Source organism: Dactylosporangium sp. NPDC006015, assembly GCF_040614215.1.
Classification (GTDB): domain Bacteria; phylum Actinomycetota; class Actinomycetes; order Mycobacteriales; family Micromonosporaceae; genus Dactylosporangium; species Dactylosporangium maewongense.
Genome location: NZ_JBEXUD010000007.1, coordinates 263678 through 280888, shown reverse-complemented (window position 1 = coordinate 280888; position 17211 = coordinate 263678). Strand labels below are relative to the sequence as shown.

Genomic DNA, 17211 nt, shown 5'->3' with positions numbered 1-17211 from the left:
AGACAGCGCGACGGCGGCCCGACGGCACAGGCAAGGCACAACGACGGCGCCGACAAAGCAAATCGACGGCGCGGCAGCGGCGCACAACGACGGCGCGGGCAAAGCACATCGACGGCGCGGCAGCAACTGCCGCGCACGCGTGCACCGCCGCAGCGACGTCGACCCGTACGCCGTCGCAAGCGACGGCGGACCCATGCACCGCCGCAGCCGACCCATCCACCGCCGCAGCCCCCGTGCACCACGACAGCGATGCGCACGGGTCCGTGCGACGCCCGCGACGCCCGCGGCGCTGCGGGCCCGTGCGCGGGGGGCGAGCGGTGCTGCGGCAAAGGCCACGTCCACGTCGACGTCGACCGGCGTTGACGCGAGGTCCGCTCCGAGGAGTGTCTGGAGTCCGACCCCGGCGGCGCGACCGGCTCATCCGACCGTAGCACAGCCGAACAAATTTCTTGTCGGCGTGGCACCCACAGTACCCCCGCCGTCACAGGGCCGGTCAGTGGGGTGGGGTGACGGTCACACCGTCCAGGGTTTGTACGAAGGCGGGGCCCAGTGCGGTCGCCGGGGTGTGTGTGCCTGGGGGGATGCCGCCGGCGAGGACTGCCTGGACGGCGCGGAGGGAGGCGTCGGCGGTCAGGGCGTAGGCGTTGGGGCCGGTCAAGGTGGCGGTGAGGGTGGCGCCGGAGGCGTCTGTCACTTCGCCCCAGACCTCGCAGCCGGTTGTCGCGCGGCGGGTCTCGGAGGGGCCACCGGCGGGGATCAGGGCTCGGGCGACCGCGCGCAGCGGGGCGAGCCGGAGCAGCCGCACGAGCGGCGACGCGGCGTTGCGGGGCAGCCGCATGTACACGGTGATGTCGGGCACGCCGGTCGAGTGGTAGGCGGTCACGAGGTCGCCCCAGCGGGTGGCGCCGACGGGGCGTGGGCCTGACGGGAAGGGGACGGTGCGGGAGGGGGTGCCGAACGGGGTCTCGACGAGGCGGCCGTCCACCCGGCGGCGGCCGCCGGACGCGGCCTCGGCGAGGCTGGTGCGGGCGGTGCCGCGGCTGAGGCCGCCCGGGGCGTCGAAGGCGAGCTCCAGCCGCACGGCGCCGGGCATGGCGGCGGCGAGCATCGCGGCGAGGCAGTCGGTGGGGACGACGTCGAAGCCGGCGCCGGTCAGAAGGACCACGCCGGCGGTCGCGGCGCGGGGTGACTGGGCGAGCATCCAGTCGAAGACGTCGAGCTCGCCGGTGATGTCGAGGTAGTGCACGCCGGCGGCGAGGCAGGCCTCGACGAGGGGGCGGGCGGTGGCGGCGAACGGGCCGGCGCAGTTGACGACCGCGCTGACGCCGGACAGGTCGGGTGCGGTGAGCGGGAACGACCGGTGCGGCAGGCCGAGCGGGTCCGCGATGCCGGCCACGGCGGCGGAGCGGCCGGCGAGCACGGGGCGCTCACCGCGGGCGGCCGCGAGCCGGGCAAGTAGTGACCCACTGTAACCGTTGGCGCCGTACACCATCCATGTCACGGTCGCCACGGTATGAGAAGGTGGAGGCCGCGGCAAAGGTGGAGCCACAGCGAACGCACAGCACGAAGGCACGACAATAGCCAGCGGGGCGACCGCGGGGAGGCGACTGTGCATCACATCGAGACATGGATGGCGACGCTGTCGCCGATCTGGGTCTACCTGCTGGTCGGCGGCGTGATCGGGATCGAGAGCATGGGGATCCCGGTGCCGGGCGAGATCACGCTCGTCACGGCGTCGTTGCTGTCCGTCACGACGAAGATCGACCCGTGGATGGTGGCCGGGTCGGCGTCGGCGGGGGCGATCATCGGTGACTCGATCGGCTACTTCATCGGCCGGCGGGGCGGGCGGCACCTGCTCGAGCGGGTCGGCCGGCGGTTCCCGAAGCATTTCGGGCCCACGCACCTGGCGAAGGCCGAGCGGGCGTTCCAGCGGTGGGGCGTGTGGGCGGTGTTCTTCGGCCGGTTCATCGCGCTGCTGCGCATCCTCGCCGGTCCGCTGGCCGGTGCGCTGCGGGTGCCGTATGGCAAGTTTCTCGTCGCCAATGCGCTGGGCGGTCTGACCTGGGCGTTCGGGACGGTGTTCGCGATCTACTCGGTGGGCCGGGTGGCGGAGAAGTGGCTGAAGGACTTCTCCTGGATCGCGCTCGCGCTCGCGGTCGTCGCCGGTCTCGCCACGACGTGGTACCTGCGCCGCAAGGCGGCCGCGGAGGCCCGGGCACTGCGCGAGGAAGCCGAGAAGACCCCCGCCACCACCCCGTAAAAGCGCGAGAAGCCCGGCAAGGACCCTGTAAAAGCGCGAGAAGCCCAGGCAAGGGCCCCGTAGAAGCGTGAGGAACCTCGCCAAGGATCCCGGAGAAGCGCCGGGAAGACCCCCGCGACCACTTCGCGCGAGCGGCGGCGCAGTAGGCTCGTAGGGTTGTTTTTAACCCGGTGCATAGGGGTGGGGCGTTGAACGACGCGGTTCGCGAGTCGGAGATCGCCGCCGAGCAGGCTTACCTCGACCGGGTCTACACCCGCCTCGACCAGCTGCGGATCAATGCGGCTGAGGTCGAGCGCGAGGGTTACAGCCTCGCCAGGGTCGGCAACTTCGGCGCGCTGGTGGAGCGCGACGCGATGGTGTATCACGCCGCGAAGCGCCGCCGCGCCCTGGAGAGCGAGCACGACGGTCTCGTCTTCGGCCGCCTGGACCTCGGCCCCGACGGCCGGTCCGGCGACGGCAAGGACGCCGCGTCCGCGGACCCGGTCGTGCCCGGCGGTGAGGTGCGTTACATCGGCCGGTTGGGGCTGCGCGACGAGACGTACGAGTCGCTCGTGGTCGACTGGCGGGCGCCCGCGGCGGCGCCGTTCTACCGGGCCACCCCCGCCGACCGGATGGGGGTCGTGCGGCGGCGCAGCATCCGCAGCAGCAACGAGAAGGTCGTCAGCATCGAGGACGACCTGCTGGATCCGGAGGCGGCGCCGAGCGACATGGCGGTGATCGGCGACGGGGCGCTGCTGGCGAACCTGTCGCGCGCGACGGGCACCGGCATGAAGGACATCGTCGCCACGATCCAGCGGGAGCAGGACGACGCGATCCGCTCCCCCAGCCTGGGTGTGACGATCGTCCGTGGCGGGCCCGGCACCGGCAAGACGGCGGTCGCCCTGCACCGCGCCGCATACCTGCTGTATGCGGACCGTAACCGGTACGAGTCGGGCGGGGTGCTCGTCGTCGGCCCGTCGGACGTGTTCGTCGGGTACGTGTCGCGGGTGCTGCCGTCGCTCGGTGAGGACACCGCGTCGCTGCGGTCGCTGGGGCAGCTGCTCGAGGGGGTCCAGGGCACCCGGCACGAGCGGCCGGAGGTGGCCGCGATCAAGGGTTCGCTGCGCATGCAGCGGGTGCTGAGCCGGGCCGCCCGGGGCCCGGTGCCGGACTCGCCTGAGCGGATTCGGCTGTTGTACCGCGGGGAGCTGCTGGTCCTGGAGCGTCCGGCGCTCGACGAGCTGCGTCGCACGGTGCTGAACCTGGGGGTGCGCCGCAACGCCGCGCGGGCGAAGGCGGCCGGGCACGTGCTCGACGCGTTGTGGCGGCAGAGCGTGGAGCTGCTGCCGTCGGGCCGGCAGCAGAAGCGGGAGGAGTTCGCGCCGGACATCGCGGAGCGGCCCGAGTTCGTAACTTTCATGCGGGGCTGGTGGCCGGTGCTGCGGCCGGCGGAGGTGCTCGGCTGGCTCACGGACCGTCACCGGTTGTCGCGGTGGGCGAACGGGGTGCTGAGCAACCGGGAGATCGCGGTCCTCGCCGGGTCGATCCGGCCGGACGACCCGTCGGTGGAGGACGTGGCGCTGCTGGACGAGCTGCAGGAGCTGCTCGGCGACCCGCCGGTGCGCAAGCGGGTGGCGCGGGATCCGTTCCATGTGGCGGAGGGGGTCCGGGAGGTCACCACGTACGCGGACCGGATGGCGGCGGCGCGGGCGCAGGCGGTGGAGCGTCCGGCGGACTACCGCGACTACGCGCACATCATCGTCGACGAGTCGCAGGACGTGTCGCCGATGCAGTGGCGGATGATCGGCCGTCGCGGGCCGAACGCGACGTGGACGATCGTCGGTGACCCGGCGCAGGCGGCGTGGGACGACGCGGCGGAGGCGGAGCGTGCGATGGACGGCGCGATCGGCACCCGGCGCCGGTCGGCGTTCACGCTGACCACGAACTACCGCAACTCGGCGGAGATCTTCGAGGTGGCGGCGCGGGTCATCCGCAAGGCGCAGCCGGACATCGAGCTGCCGACGGCAGTGCGCTCCTCAAACGAGAAGCCCGTACTGACGACCGTGACGGCACCGGAGCTGGAGGCGGCGACCCGGGCGGCCGCTCAGACGCTTCTGGACCAGGTCGAGGGCACGGTCGGGGTGGTCACGCCCACGGCCCGCCGCGACGAGGTCGCCAAGTGGGTCGCGGGGCTGGACGAGCGGCTGCAGACGGTGGGTGCGCTGGACTCGAAGGGCATGGAGTACGACGCGGTCCTGGTGGTCGAGCCGGCGCAGATCAGGGACGAGGCGAAGACCGGGTTCAGGACGCTCTACGTGGCGTTGTCCCGGGCCACCCAACGTTTGACCACGGTAGGAACCACACCCTTCTGAACACCGTTCGCACAGTTCTCTGTTCGAGTTTGTTGACTTCTGGTCGGCTAGGTTCGAAGCTGTAGCGCATGCGAGCGCACCTTGCCGCCCTTCAAGGGGGTGTCCACCCGGCCGTCAGTTTCGGCCGGGCCACCGGGGTGCACACCGTCCCTGGCGACGTAACGTCTGCGTTGGAATCTGCGATGGGATTTGCCATCCGCGCAGCCGCGCCAGCCGCTGCGCCTGCGAAGGGAACGGCGTGATGCTCGCACAGCAACGTCAAACGGCCATTCTGGATCTGGTGCGCCGGCACGGTGGCGTTCGGGTGAGCCAGTTGGTGCGCCAGTTCGGCGTATCCGACATGACCATCCGCCGCGACCTCGAGGCACTGGCCGACCGCGGCCTGGTCGACAAGGTGCACGGCGGTGCCACCATCGCCGGCCCCGGATCCACCGAGGAGCCCGGCTTCGACGCCAAGTCGGTGCGTCAGCGCAACGAGAAGGCCGCGATCGTCGAGCGGGCCGCCAAGCTCATCGAACCCCACACGGCGGTGGCGCTGTCCGCCGGCACCACCACGGCGGCGCTCGCCGCGCACCTGGTCGATGTCCCGGGACTGACCATCGTCACGAACTCGATCCCGGTCGCCGACACCCTGTACCACGCCGGCAGGCCCGACCAGACGGTCGTGCTCACCGGCGGTATCCGCACCCCGTCCGACGCCCTCGCCGGCCCGGTCGCCGAGGCGGCGATCGGCTCCCTCAACGTCGACGTGCTGTTCCTCGGTGTGCACGGCATGAGCCCGCGCACCGGCTTCACCACGCCGAACCTCATGGAGGCCGGCACCAACCGCCTGATGGTCTCCGCCGCCCGCAGGCTGGTCGTGCTCGCCGACCACACCAAGTGGGAGATGGTCGGCATCGCCACCATCACCCCGCTCGACGAGGCGGACATCCTCATCACCGACGTCGGGCTTCCCGCCGAGGCACGGGTGCAGCTCGCTGAGCGCGTCGGTGAACTCATCGTGGTCGATCCGAACGGTTAGCCACCCCAACTGGAGAACGAGTGAAGCGCACGGTCACCCACCTCGCCGACGGTCGGGAACTCATCTACTTCGACGAACGCGACGACGCGTCCAGGGACGCCGTCGACCTGCGGGAGCTGCCGCCCCCGCCCGCCGCGTCAGAGATGCGTCACGACCCCATCCTCGATGAGTGGGTGGCCATCGCCGCGCACCGGCAGTCCAGGACGTTCCATCCGCCGTCGGACGAGTGCCCGCTGTGCCCGTCGTCGCCGGCGTGGCAGAGCGAGATCCCCGCGAGCGAGTACGACGTGGTCGTGTTCGAGAACCGGTTCCCGTCGTTCAGCCACCGGGTCGGGCCGGAGCAGGGCGACATCCTGCCTGGGCTGGTGCCGACCCGGCCGGGCGCGGGCCGTTGCGAGGTCGTGTGCTTCACCTCCGACCACAACGCGTCGTTCGCGTCGCTGTCGCAGGCCCGGGTCCGCACCGTGATGGAGGCGTGGGCGGACCGCACCGCCGACCTGTCGACCCGCGACGACGTCGAGCAGGTCTTCTGCTTCGAGAACCGGGGCACCGAGATCGGCGTGACGCTGTCGCACCCGCACGGGCAGATCTACGCCTACCCGTTCGTCACGCCACGGACCCGCCGGATGCTCGAGTCGGCCCGGGCGCACCCGCAGGGCAACCTGTTCGCCGGCGTCCTGGCCGCCGAGCGGGCCGGCGGGGAGCGGGTCGTCGCGCAGAACGCGCACTGGACCGCGTTCGTGCCGGCGGTCGCCCGCTGGCCGTTCGAGATCCACCTGTACCCGCACCGGCAGGTCCCCGACATCCCGGCGCTGACCACCGACGAGCGCGCCGCGTTCGCCCCGATCTACCTGGAGGTGCTGCGGCGCCTCGACGGCATGTTCGGGCTGCAGATGCCGTACATCTCGGCGTGGCACCAGGCGCCGGTCCGGGTCGACCGGCACCTGGCCTACCTGCACCTGCAGCTGTTCAGCACCCGGCGGGCGCCGGGCAAGCTCAAGTACCTCGCCGGGTCCGAGTCCGGCATGGGTGTGTTCGTCAACGACGTGCGGCCGGAGCAGGCCGCCGCGATGCTGCGGGAGGTCCAGCTGTGACGACGGCCGCGGAGCGCCTCACGAAGGCCGCCAGCATGTGGGCGAGCCCCGGCAGGGTCAACCTCATCGGCGAGCACACCGACTACAACGACGGCTTCGTGCTGCCGTTCGCCCTCCCCCACGCGACCGCCGTGAGCGGCAGCCGGCTCGCTCAAAAAAGCTGGCAGGTCACGTCCGAGCAAACGGGCGAAACAGTGATCTTCGATCTGGAAGACAAGGTCGAAGGCTGGGCGTCCTACGTGGCGGCCGTCGTGTGGGCGCTGCGCGAGGCCGGCGTCGACGTGCCGGGCGCGACCCTGACCATCGCCTCCGACGTGCCGTTCGGCGCGGGGCTGTCGTCCTCGGCCGCCCTGGAGTGCGCCGTCATGGCCGTGCTGGTGGACCTGGCCGGCGTGGACGTGCCGATGCGGGACCGGCCGCGGCTCGCGCAGCGCGCCGAGAACGAGTACGTGGGCGCCCCGACCGGCATCATGGACCAGGCCGCGTCGACGCTGTGCCGGGAGGGTCACGCCCTGTTCCTGGACTGCCGGTCCCTGGCGACGGAGCAGGTGCCGTTCGACCTCGCCGGCGCCGGTCTGAAGATCCTGGTGGTGGACAGCAAGGCGCCGCACGCGCACGTCGACGGCGAGTACGCGGCCCGCCGCCGGGCGTGTGAGGAGGCGGCGGCGATCCTGGGGGTCACGGCGCTGCGCGACGTCGACGTCGACGGGCTGCCCGACGCCCTCGCCAAGCTCGACGACGAGACCATGCGCCGCCGGGTCCGGCACGTGGTGACGGAGAACCAGCGGGTCCTGGACACGGTCGACGTGCTGCGCGCCGGTGACCTGCGCGCGGCGGGGCCGCTGATGACGGCGTCGCACGAGTCGATGCGCGACGACTACGAGATCACGGTGCCGCAGGTCGACACCGCGGTGCGGGTGGCGCTCGAGCACGGCGCGCACGGCGCCCGGATGACCGGCGGCGGTTTCGGCGGCTGCGTCCTGGCGCTGGTCGACGAGGAGGGCTGCGACGCGGTGGAGACGGCGGTGCGGGAGGCGTTCGCCGCGAACGGCTTCACGCCTCCCGACACCTTCGTGGTGACACCCGGTCAGGGCACCTACAGCCTCAGCAGGTGAGTCAGCACGTCAGCCGGGCGTCGGCCCAGTCGGCGTGGTCGTAGTCGATCGAACCGGCCCCCGCGGTCACGAGCCGCAGGTCGGTGCGCCCGCTGACGGCCACGTCGACGGCGACGGGTGCCGCCGCGGTCACGGTCGGGCTGGTCCACAGCGTGACGCCGTCGGCGACGACGCTGAACACCACCCCGGTCGAGGACGTGCCGACCTCCGCGTCGATGCCGGCGACGGCGGTGAACCGGCTGCACGTGCCGCCGAGGGGCACGGTGACGTCGCCGGCGGCGTGGACGCCGACGCCCTTCGGGTAGCTGACCCCGCCGACGGTGATGACGCTGCCGTCGCCGGCGGCCTGCTCGCCGTTGGAGGTGTCGCGCTCCGCCGGACCCCAGCCGTTGGTGGCGGTGCCCCAGGTGCGGTCGCTGACGGCCGTACCGGCGCCGCTGCCGCCGCACACGAGCGTGGGTGCGCCCCAGTCGGCGTGGTCGTAGCTGATGCCGTTGCGGGCGTCGGTGGCGCGCAGCTCCAGCGTCAGGTAGCCGCCGGTGGACACGGTCAGCCTGGTGGGTGCCTGGCCGCCGGTCTTCACGCCCGTGTACCCGAGGAGCCGGCCGTCGCCGTACACCGCGAACCGCACGGAACCGTTGGCGCCGGCCTCGGCGTCGACGCCGACCTGGGCGGTGAACGTGCGGCAGGCACGGCCGAGCCAGACGTGGACGGCGGCGTCGGCGTGGGCGCCGATGCCCTTGGTGAACGCGGTCCCGCCGATGTTCAGGGCGGCGCCGTCGCCGGCGGCCTGTTCACCGTTGGCGCGGTCGCGTTCGACGGGGCCCCAGCCGCCGCTGGAGGCGAGCCACGGCAGGTCGCTCACCTGGAGGGTGCCGGCGGCGGGCGCGGCCGCGAGGGTCCCGGCGCGGGTCACCCGGAACATCGCGACGCCGTGCGACGGGACGGTCGCCGAGAGCGTGCCCGACGTGGTGCCGGTCGCTCCCGTCCAGAGGTTCTTCGTGGTGTACGAGCTGGAGCCGCCGATGCCGAGGGCGGCGGTCGTGGTGCTGATCGAGGCGGCGGCGCCGCCGCGGTTGAACAGCACGGCCGCGACCGACCCGTCGCTCATCGGTTTCGCCCACACCTCGGTGTCGCCGAAGTCGGCCATGCGGCGGCCCTGTGAGCCGCCCCAGTCCTGGTTGACGGCGATGACGTCGGCGTTGCGCAGCACGTTGAGCGTGGCCGCGGGGACGCTGCGCAGGTCGTTGCCGAGCAGCAGCGGCGAGGACAGCAGCGACCAGAGCGAGAAGTGCGCGACGTTCTCGTCGGCGGTGAGCGGGCCGTTGCCGACCTCGAGCATGTCGGGGTCGTTGTAGTACCCCTTGCGCGCGAACGTCTCCAGGCCCGCCTGCTGGTCCAGCAGCGACGTGACGCTGCCCCAGCTGGCGTTGATGTCGCCGGTGGTGCGCCACAGGCTGCCGCCGGTGTTCGGCGCGAACTCCCACGGCGCGTCGTCGCCCCAGTTGCAGATGCTGTAGACGATGTGCCGGCCGGTGGCCTTCAGCGCGTCGCCCATCGCCTTGTACCGCTGCGCGGCGGGGCGGCCCTGGTTGTTGCAGTTGTCGTACTTGAGCAGGTCGATCCCCCAGGACGCCCACGTCTGCGCGTCGACGGTCTCGTGGTCGAGGCTGGCCGGCAGGCCCTGGCAGGTGGCGGTGCCCGCCGAGGAGTAGATGCCGAGCTTCAGCCCGCGGGCGTGCACGTAGTCGGCGATGGCGGCGATCCCGCCGGGGAAGCGGACGGGGTCGGGGCGCAGGCGGCCCTGGGCGTCGCGGGTCGAGGCCATCCAGCAGTCGTCGATGTTGACGTACGTGTACCCGGACGCCTTCAGCCCGGTGCTCACCATGGCGTCGGCGGTCGCCTTGATGAGGTTCTCGTCGATGTTGCAGCCGAACCGGTTCCAGCTGTTCCACCCCATCACGGGGGCGGTGACGGGACCGGGCTGCGGGGTGGCGGTGGCGGACGCCGGTTTTGTCGCGATCGAAGTGATGACTGTTGATGCGAGCAGGGCCGTGGCGGCGGCCGTCAGGGCGCGCGTCAGCGCCCGGGGACTTCGGGTCATCCCAGCTCCCAGGTTGAGTAAGATCGAAAGTGTTGAATATTGTGGCATACGCGAGCGCGAATGGACACGATCGATCGCCTCGGTGTCGGGACAACTTCGGCAAGGTCTCGAACATGTGACAGTTGGTGTTTGGTTTTGGTCGGGTGGGTGGAAAGTCTTGACAGAAAAAGTTGGAGGATGAGTGAATGCGGTACACCCCGAACGCGGCGTGCCTCACGCCGCGGTCCCCCTCGCTCAAGGGAGTGACCCGACATGATCGATCTGCGTGGCCGCTGGCGGCCCGCCCTGGCCGTGCTCAGCGCCTCCGCCCTGCTGCTGACCGGCTGCGCGAAGTCCGAGGACGACCCGGCCGCGAAGACCACCGCCGACAGCTCGGCCGCGGTGCAGACGACGAAGTCCGCCGCCGCCGGAGGCTCCACCTGCACGCTGACGAAGTTCGGCGGCCAGAAGGTCGACCTGAAGACGGCCACCATCGGCTTCTCCCAGTCGGAGAAGGAGGCCAACCCGTTCCGCATCGCCGAGACCCAGTCCATCAAGGACGAGGCGGCGAAGCTGGGCATCCCGGCCGCGAACCTGAAGGTGACCAACGCCGACTCGAAGTTCGACAAGCAGATCACCGACGTCAGCACCCTCATCGACCAGGGCGTGCAGCTGCTCGTCATCGCGCCGCTCAACTCCGACGGCTGGGACTCGGTCTTCCAGAAGGCCGCCGCGAAGAAGATCCCGATCGTCACCATCGACCGGAAGATCAACGCGAAGCACTGCACGGACTTCCTGACGTTCATCGGCTCGGACTTCTACGAGCAGGGCAAGCGCGCCGCCGACAAGATGGCCAAGGCCCTCAACAACACCGGCACCGTCGCGATCCTGCTCGGCGCCCCCGGTAACAACGTGACCACGCTGCGGACCAACGGGTTCAAGGAGCAGATCGCCAAGGTCGCCCCGAACATCAAGATCGAGTTCGAGCAGACCGGCCAGTTCTCCCGCGAGGAGGGCCAGAAGGTCTCCGAGCAGCTGCTGCAGTCCAAGCCCAACATCAACGGCGTCTACGCCGAGAACGACGAGATGGCGCTCGGCGCGATCACGGCGCTGAAGGGCGCCAGCAAGAAGGCCGGCGACGTCAAGATCGTCACCATCGACGGCACCAAGGGCGCCGTCCAGGGCATCGTCGACGGCTGGATCTACTCGGTCATCGAGTCCAACCCGCGCTTCGGCCCGCTCGCGTTCGGCACCGCCACGAAGTTCTTCAACGGCGAGGAGATCGCGGAGAACATCATCATCTCCGACCGCGAGTACGACTCCGCCAACGCCGCGGCCGACCTGGGCCTCGCGTACTGACCCACTGACCGTTCGCAGCTGGCTGTCGCAGCATGGCCCAGGTCGGGGATGATCCCGGCCTGGGCCTTCTTCTAGATGGGACCTCTCGCATGTCCGCTCCGGACGCGCCGCTGCTCGAAGTGGCCGGCGTCAGCAAACAGTTCCCGGGGGTGCGCGCCCTCGACGACGTCTCGTTCACCCTGCGCGCCGGCGAGGTGCACGCCCTCGTCGGTGAGAACGGGGCCGGCAAGTCGACCCTGATCAAGGTCCTCACCGGCGTCTACCAGCCCGACGGCGGCGACCTGCGGCACCTGGGGCAGCCCGTCACGTTCAACGGCCCGCTCGACGCGCAGGCGGCCGGCATCTCCACGATCTACCAGGAGGTCAACCTCGTCCCGCTGATGAGCGTGGCGCGGAACCTCTTCCTCGGCCGGGAACCCCGCAACCGGCTCGGCCTCGTCGACGTCGCCCGCATGAACCGGGAGGCCGCCGAGATCCTCGCCGGCTACGGCATCACCTCCGACGTGCGCCGCCCGCTGGGCCTCATGGCGCTCGGCGCGCAGCAGATGGTCGCCCTCGCCCGGGCCGTCATGGTCGACGCCCGCGTCGTCGTCATGGACGAGCCGACCTCCTCGCTCGAACCCCGCGAGGTCGAGACCCTCTTCGGCGTCATCGCGCGCCTCCACGAGCGCGGCGTCGGCATCATCTACGTCAGCCACCGCCTCGACGAGCTGTACCGCATCTGCGACCGCGTCACCGTCCTGCGCGACGGCAAGCTCGTGCACACCGGCCTCATCAAGGACCTCGACCGGCTGCAGCTCGTCTCGCACATGCTCGGCCGGCCCATGTCCGAGGTCCGCAAGGAAGGCTTCACCAGCTTCGGCGGCGAGCACGCGGCCGCCGACAGCAAGCCCGTGCTGCGGGTCGCCGACCTCAACAGCCGGCACAAGCTCACCGGCGTCAGCTTCGAGGTGCTCCCCGGCGAGGTCGTCGGCCTCGGCGGGCTCCTCGGCGCCGGCCGCAGCGAGACCATCAAGGCCGTCGCCGGCGCGCTGCCGCTGGACCGCGGCACCGTCGAGATCGACGGCACCGTCGTGCGCCGGCCCAACCCGGTCGCCGCCCTGAAGGCCGGCATCGCCGTGCAGCCCGAGGACCGCAAGGCCGAGGGCCTCGCCCTCGGGCTGTCGATCCGGGAGAACATCGCGCTCGCGGTCCTGCCCCGCCTGTCGACCGCCGGCATCGTCTCCGAGCGCAAGATCGACAAGATCGTCGAGACCTTCATGACCCGGCTGCGGGTCAAGGCGTCCGGCCCGCACCAGCGCGTCGGCGACCTGTCCGGCGGCAACCAGCAGAAGGTCCTCCTCGCCCGCCTCCTCGCGACCGGCCCGAAGGTCCTGCTGCTGGACGAGCCCACCCGCGGCATCGACGTCGGCGCGAAGGCGGAGGTCCAGGCGCTCATCGACGAGCTGGCCGCCGAAGGCCTCGGCGTCGTGCTGGTCTCCTCCGACGCGGAGGAGCTCATCGAGGGTTCCGACCGTGTGGTCGTGCTGCGCGACGGCGCCGTCGCCGGCATGCTGCGCGGCGAAGAAGTGACAACGGAGCATCTGATGAACGTGATCGCGACGGCGGCGTCATGACCACCGCCGTGTCCTCCTCCTCGTCGTTCAACAGCGCCACGGTCCGCCGGCTGCTGCCCCTGTACGGGGTGTACGTCGCCCTCGCCGCCCTGGTGCTGTTCAACATCGTCTACACCGACAACTTCCTCGCCTGGAACAACCTGCGCATCCAGCTGGTCCAGGTGACGCCGGTCGTCATCGTCGCGCTCGGTATGGCGCTCGTCATCGGCACCGAGGGCATCGACCTGTCGGTCGGGTCCGTGATGGCACTCGGCGCCGCCCTCATCCCGCTGTACCTCGGGTACGGGATGGTCCCGGCGATCGTGCTCGCCCTCGTCGGCGGCGTGGTCGTGGGGCTCATCAACGGCGGCCTCGTCGCGTTCGTCGGCCTCCAGCCGATCGTGGCGACCCTCGCCATGCTCGTCGCCGGCCGCGGCGTCGCCCTGGTCGTGTCCAACGGCAAGTACAAGGACATCCGCGACAAGGACTTCCTCGCCATCGGCACCGACGCGTTCCTCGGCGTGCCCTACACCGTGTGGATCGCCGCCGTCCTCGCCGTCGTCGTCGGGTTCGTCGTCCGGCACACCGTGTTCGGCCGGCGGCTGCTCGCCATCGGCGACAACCGGGCCGCCGCGCAGCTCGCCGGCGTCCCCGTCAAGCGGGTCCTGGTCGGCGTGTACATGATCGCCGCGGTCCTCGCCGCCGTCGCCGGCGTGATCCAGGTGTCCCGGATCGGCTCCGCCGACGCGTCCCGCATCGGCCTGCTCATCGAGCTGTCCGCGATCACCGCCGTCGTCGTCGGCGGCACGCCGCTGACCGGCGGGAAGGTCCGCGTCCTCGGCACCGTCGCCGGCGCGTTCCTCATGCAGCTGCTGACCGCGACGATGATCGCCAACAACCTGAAGGACTCGACCGCCCAGATGGTCCAGGCGGTCATCATCCTGGTCGCGGTCTACACGGCCCGCGAACGGAGGACCCGATGACCCTCGTCGCCGAACCCCAGCTCGAGAAGGCCGAGGCGGCCTCGCTGCGCACCGAGCGGATCGTCGAGCTCGTCCAGCGCCAGGGCGCCCTCGCCGTCCTCGGCATCGTGCTCGTCGTCGGTCTCGTCGCGTACGACAACTTCCGCAGCTTCGACAACGCCGCCACCATCCTCGTCTCGGCGGCGCCGGCGGCCCTCATCGCGCTCGGCATGACCTTCGTGATCATCACCGGCGGGATCGACCTGTCCGTCGGCTCCCTCTACGTGCTCGGCGGGGTCCTCGCCGCGTGGGCGTCGCAGTACGGCGTCGCCGCCGCGTTCGCCGTGCCGCTCGCCGTGTGCGGGGTGTTCGGGCTCATGCAAGGGCTCGTCATCGCGTACGCGAGGCTGGCGCCGTTCATCGTCACCCTCGCCGGGCTGCTCGGCGCGCGCGGGCTCATGCTCGCCCTGTCCAACGAGGGCGGCACCACGTACCTCGTGGACCCCGGCGCCTTCAAGGACTTCGGCAAGGGCGAGCTGCTCGGCGTCAAATACTCCGTCTACCTGGTCGTGGTGCTCTTCGTGATCGGCATGATCGCGCTGTACCGCACCCGCTTCGGCCAGTCCGTCTACGCCCTCGGCGGCAGTGAGGACGCGGCCCGGCTGATGGGCGTGCGGATCCGCGGCACCCAGATCAAGGTCTACGTCCTGTCGGGGCTGCTCGCCGGCCTCGCCGGGGCGATCAACGCCGCGCGGCTCGGCTCCGGCGTCACCGTGCTGGGCACCGGCATGGAGCTCGACGCGATCGCCGCCGTCGTCGTCGGCGGGACCCTGCTGACCGGCGGCGCCGGCACCCTCGGCGGCACGATCGCCGGCGTCCTGCTGCTCCAGGTGATCCAGAACCTGATCAACCAGGACGGCAAGATCACGTCGGCGTGGCAGACGGTGATCAGCGGGGCGTTCATCGCGCTCGTCGTCGTCGCGCAGACCTACCTGGCCCGGCTGCGGCGGGTCGCGTCAGGCTAGCGTCCCGGCGCTGCACGGCGTCTCCGTATGGCACTCCGGTCGTCCTTTCGGCCGGGGTGCCATGCCGTTTTGCACCTTGCATTGCTGACTGCCCGACATGTTGCGCACACGGTGTGCGACTCTCACGATGGCCCGGCACACAACATGAACTCCTTGCCGCGTCGGGACCCCCGTCGGCGTTGGGAGGCCAGTATGAGTGTGCCTGGATACCGTGACATGCCAGGTCAGCAGTGGGATCCGCGGCAGCCCGTGGATACCCGCGAGGCCGAGGACTTCCTCGACCTGTTCCACCGGGAGAACCCGCAGCGCGGCGACGTCCGGGAACGCCTCGCCCGCGTCGTCGACGAGATCGCCGAGACGGGCACGTACACCCACACGTACGCCGAGCTGGTCTTCGGCTGCCGGGTGGCGTGGCGCAACGCGAGCCGCTGCATCGGCCGGCTCTACTGGCGCAGCCTCGTCGTGCGCGACCTGCGCAAGGTCGGCGCCCCCGACGAGATCTTCGAGGAGCTCGTCCGCCACCTCCGCCTCGCCGGCCAGCGCGAACGCAACGTGATCCGCCCCGTGATCTCCGTCTTCGCGCAGCACGTCCCCGGCCGCGCCTCCGCCCGGCTGTGGAACGAGCAGCTCATCCGGTACGCCGGCCATCGCGAGCCCGACGGCCTGATCACCGGCGACCCGCGCAACACCCAGTTCACCGAGACCCTGCAGCAGTACGGCTGGCGGGGCAAACCGGACAACCCCTTCGACGTGCTCCCCCTGGCCATCGAGGGCCCCGGCGGCGACGTCAACCTGTACGACCTGCCCGAGCACGCGGTCTGGGAGGTGCCGATCGAGCACCCGACGCTGCGCTGGTTCGCCGAGCTGGGCCTGCGCTGGCACGCCGTCCCGGCGATCGCCAACATGCGCCTCACCATCGGCGGCGTCGACTACCCCCTGGCCCCCTTCAACGGCTGGTACATGGGCACCGAGATCGGCGCCCGCAACCTCGCCGACCCCGACCGCTACAACCTGCTGCCGGTCATCGCCGAACGGATGGGCCTGGACACCAGCACCGAACGCTCCCTCTGGCGCGACGGCGCCCTCCTCGAACTCAACCGCGCCGTCCTGTGGTCCTTCGACCAGGCGGGCGCCCGCATCAGCGACCACCACTCCGAGTCGGAGCGCTTCCTCGCCCACATCGCCAGCGAGGAACGCGCCGGCCGCGAGGTCCCCGCCGACTGGTCCTGGATCGTCCCCCCGATGAGCGGCTCCACCACCGGCGTCTTCCACCGCTACTACCACGAGGCCGACCAGCGACCCGCCTTCTACCTGGACTCCGAGGCCCGCGACCTCGGCCGCCGCGGCCGCTCCCCGAACACCGCCGAGCCTTCTGAAGCCCCACCCTCATGCCCGTTCCACGAACCCACCCCACCCGCCACACCCCCCGAACCCCGCGGCTGGTTCGGCCGCCTCTTCCACCGCCCCTGATTCCCTATCGGGGATCGGCTGTCAAGGCCCGGCTTGACCGGGCTGGTTTCCGGTCGGAGGATCGTTGGTGGGGAAGGTTGCCCCGTTTGTCCGCGCCTTGTGCGCGTGACCTGTCATGCCCTGTGTGGGCTCGCTGAGGGGCCTTCCCCGCCTTGGTCTTGCTGCTGCGGCGTCGGATGTCCTCGGTCACGGTCCGCTGCTCGGCGATGATGCTCTTGGCCTGGTCGGGGGTGACCGGTCGGCCGTCGGTGTCGCAGATGACGTAGGGCATGCCGCGGTGCATGACGGTCCAGAGCCGTTCAGCGAGCCGCCCGGCGACGACGCAGAGGGCTTTGAGGCATGACGTGAGCGGCAGCGTGGCGTGGGCGGCAGGATCAGGCGGCGTGACGCGCGTAAGACAGCTGCTGATGACGGCGCAGCCCGGCCGGCCGGAGGCGTCGCCCACCACTCCCCGTTGCACGGGCCCGACACGCTGGCCACCCCCCACGCCAACACCGCGGCTGATTCGGTTGCCTCTTCCACCGCTCCTGACACCTGCAGCAGCGCCTCGCGCGGACGAGCAGCGCACCGGGCCAATCGCGAGCGACGCGGCCGAGCGACGCGGCCGAGCGACGCGGCCGAGCGACGCGGCCGAGCGACGCGGCCGAGCGACGCGGCCGAGCGACGCGGCCGAGCGACGCAGGCGGCATGACGTGGGCGGCATGACGTGGGCGGCATGACGTGGGCAAGACGCTTGACGACGGCTCGGCCCTGGTCAGGCTGGCGACGTCGTCCACCGCCCGCCCGCACCACGAGCCCGAACCGCTGGCCGCTGTGTCGCTGTGGCCGAACGGCGCCCTCGTCGGTGGTGCGGGACCCGCTGCCAGTCCTGCACCG

General features: G+C 71.3%; 12 protein-coding genes. 10 read left to right on the top strand and 2 right to left on the bottom strand.

The annotated features are described in order from the left end of the window. Positions 1-493: 493 nt before the first annotated feature. Positions 494-1492 carry a saccharopine dehydrogenase NADP-binding domain-containing protein gene (locus ABZ321_RS15425; protein ID WP_354891449.1) on the bottom strand — a complete coding sequence of 333 codons (999 nt, stop codon included), beginning with the start codon at positions 1490-1492 and terminating at the stop codon, positions 494-496. 117 nt (positions 1493-1609) lie between these two features. On the opposite strand from ABZ321_RS15425, the gene ABZ321_RS15420 reads away from it, so the two are divergent. From ABZ321_RS15420 to galK, 5 genes are all read left to right on the top strand, one after another. Next, entirely contained in the window at positions 1610-2260 is a 651-nt protein-coding gene (locus ABZ321_RS15420) for a DedA family protein (protein WP_344506145.1), read from the top strand. A gap of 188 nt (positions 2261-2448) precedes the next feature. Further along, the gene (locus ABZ321_RS15415; RefSeq protein WP_354891313.1) at positions 2449-4611 is read left to right on the top strand and encodes an ATP-dependent DNA helicase; all 2163 of its coding nucleotides are present in this window, start codon (positions 2449-2451) and stop codon (positions 4609-4611) included. Positions 4612-4852: 241 nt separating this feature from the next. Next, on the top strand, positions 4853-5632 hold the full coding sequence (locus ABZ321_RS15410; protein ID WP_033362424.1) for a DeoR/GlpR family DNA-binding transcription regulator: 780 nt from the start codon (positions 4853-4855) through the stop codon (positions 5630-5632). 20 nt (positions 5633-5652) lie between these two features. Beyond that, the gene (gene galT, locus ABZ321_RS15405; protein WP_354891311.1) at positions 5653-6726 is read left to right on the top strand and encodes a galactose-1-phosphate uridylyltransferase; all 1074 of its coding nucleotides are present in this window, start codon (positions 5653-5655) and stop codon (positions 6724-6726) included. 35 nt (positions 6727-6761) lie between these two features. After that, positions 6762-7841 carry a galactokinase gene (gene galK / locus ABZ321_RS15400; RefSeq protein ID WP_354891446.1) on the top strand — a complete coding sequence of 360 codons (1080 nt, stop codon included), beginning with the start codon at positions 6762-6764 and terminating at the stop codon, positions 7839-7841. 1 nt (position 7842) lies between these two features. Here galK and ABZ321_RS15395 read toward each other — a convergent pair whose 3' ends face one another. Then, positions 7843-9945 (bottom strand): NPCBM/NEW2 domain-containing protein, encoded by a 2103-nt coding sequence (locus ABZ321_RS15395; RefSeq protein ID WP_354891309.1) that lies wholly within the window; start codon positions 9943-9945, stop codon positions 7843-7845. Positions 9946-10197: 252 nt separating this feature from the next. On the opposite strand from ABZ321_RS15395, the gene ABZ321_RS15390 reads away from it, so the two are divergent. The 5 genes from ABZ321_RS15390 (at position 10198) to ABZ321_RS15370 (ending at position 16335) form a co-directional block, all read left to right on the top strand. Next, positions 10198-11283, top strand: a complete 1086-nt coding sequence (locus ABZ321_RS15390) for an ABC transporter substrate-binding protein (protein ID WP_354891307.1) — start codon at positions 10198-10200, stop codon at positions 11281-11283. 89 nt (positions 11284-11372) lie between these two features. Beyond that, positions 11373-12899, top strand: coding sequence for a sugar ABC transporter ATP-binding protein (locus tag ABZ321_RS15385; RefSeq protein WP_354891305.1), 1527 nt, complete (start codon positions 11373-11375; stop codon positions 12897-12899). Next, a complete protein-coding gene (locus tag ABZ321_RS15380; RefSeq protein WP_354891303.1) occupies positions 12896-13861 on the top strand; it encodes an ABC transporter permease in 966 nt (321 codons plus the stop codon). Before ABZ321_RS15385 ends, ABZ321_RS15380 begins: the two co-directional genes overlap by 4 nt. After that, the gene (locus ABZ321_RS15375) at positions 13858-14865 is read left to right on the top strand and encodes an ABC transporter permease (RefSeq protein ID WP_354891301.1); all 1008 of its coding nucleotides are present in this window, start codon (positions 13858-13860) and stop codon (positions 14863-14865) included. The genes ABZ321_RS15380 and ABZ321_RS15375 overlap by 4 nt, the downstream gene beginning before the upstream one ends. A 192-nt stretch (positions 14866-15057) precedes the next feature. Then, the gene (locus ABZ321_RS15370) at positions 15058-16335 is read left to right on the top strand and encodes a nitric oxide synthase oxygenase (protein WP_344506137.1); all 1278 of its coding nucleotides are present in this window, start codon (positions 15058-15060) and stop codon (positions 16333-16335) included. Positions 16336-17211: the final 876 nt, after the last annotated feature.

What these genes read in the sequence shown, in the direction of transcription:
- ABZ321_RS15425 (WP_354891449.1), bottom strand. Translation starts at nt 1,492, where the DNA reads ATGGTGTACGGCGCCAACGGTTACAGTGGGTCACTACTTGCCCGGCTC.
- ABZ321_RS15410 (WP_033362424.1), top strand. Translation starts at nt 4,853, where the DNA reads ATGCTCGCACAGCAACGTCAAACGGCCATTCTGGATCTGGTGCGCCGG.
- galK (WP_354891446.1), top strand. Translation starts at nt 6,762, where the DNA reads ATGTGGGCGAGCCCCGGCAGGGTCAACCTCATCGGCGAGCACACCGAC.
- ABZ321_RS15395 (WP_354891309.1), bottom strand. Translation starts at nt 9,945, where the DNA reads ATGACCCGAAGTCCCCGGGCGCTGACGCGCGCCCTGACGGCCGCCGCC.
- ABZ321_RS15390 (WP_354891307.1), top strand. Translation starts at nt 10,198, where the DNA reads ATGATCGATCTGCGTGGCCGCTGGCGGCCCGCCCTGGCCGTGCTCAGC.
- ABZ321_RS15385 (WP_354891305.1), top strand. Translation starts at nt 11,373, where the DNA reads ATGTCCGCTCCGGACGCGCCGCTGCTCGAAGTGGCCGGCGTCAGCAAA.
- ABZ321_RS15380 (WP_354891303.1), top strand. Translation starts at nt 12,896, where the DNA reads ATGACCACCGCCGTGTCCTCCTCCTCGTCGTTCAACAGCGCCACGGTC.
- ABZ321_RS15375 (WP_354891301.1), top strand. Translation starts at nt 13,858, where the DNA reads ATGACCCTCGTCGCCGAACCCCAGCTCGAGAAGGCCGAGGCGGCCTCG.
- ABZ321_RS15370 (WP_344506137.1), top strand. Translation starts at nt 15,058, where the DNA reads ATGAGTGTGCCTGGATACCGTGACATGCCAGGTCAGCAGTGGGATCCG.